1 protein-coding gene is annotated in these 651 nt (G+C 66.2%); it reads right to left on the bottom strand.

All coding sequences use genetic code 11. The features are described 5' to 3' along the window. A partial coding sequence (locus ZRA01_RS20420; RefSeq protein WP_141355203.1) for a transposase occupies positions 1 to 651 on the bottom strand: 651 nt, incomplete at both ends.

Raw genomic sequence — 651 nt, 5'->3', positions numbered from 1 at the left:
GAAGACGATCCAGCCCGCGCAGCATGACGCGCCCGAGTGTGCCGATTTCCTTCACCCAGCCAAAAGCTTCCTCAATCATCTTCCTGCGCCGCAGGCTCACCGCGTAGTCCTCCGTCTCCTTTATCGCCTCGGGCACGGCACTGCCTCGGGTCTTGGCGGCCACGTGCGGGACCATGCTCATATCCTGTAGCGACTGGATGAATTCGGCCGCGTCATACCCGCGATCGGCGCCCACCGTGATGGGACGATCGGGTTTGCGCGGCGCCGCCCGGCGCTCAAGCATGACCAGGGCCGCATCCCGTTCGGCCGTGCCGGTGGCCTGCGTGGTGTGCACATCGACGATCAGCCCGTGACGATTCTCGCTGAGCGTGTGCGTGGTGTAGCTCAGGTAGGCCACGCCCGTGTTCTTGGTGGCCAGGAGGGCGTCCGGATCGGTGCGGGAAACGTGGGTCTTGTTGCTGCGTTTCTTGCCGCGGAAATCCACCTCCGGGTTGCGCCCCTGGTCGGGGCCCGGCGGCTCATCCGAGCCGTCCCGCGCCGCCAGGCTCTTGTGCGAGGCCCAGGCTCGCAAGAGCGAGCCGTCGACGCTGAAGTGCTCATCCGAAATCAGTTCGGCCCATTCGGCGATGGCCACGACGCCGCCGAAGAACT

It is taken from the genome of Zoogloea ramigera (assembly GCF_006539865.1).
Classification (GTDB): domain Bacteria; phylum Pseudomonadota; class Gammaproteobacteria; order Burkholderiales; family Rhodocyclaceae; genus Zoogloea; species Zoogloea ramigera.
The sequence above is the reverse complement of the archived record's forward strand: the minus strand, read 5'-3'. Positions and strand labels throughout refer to the sequence as shown.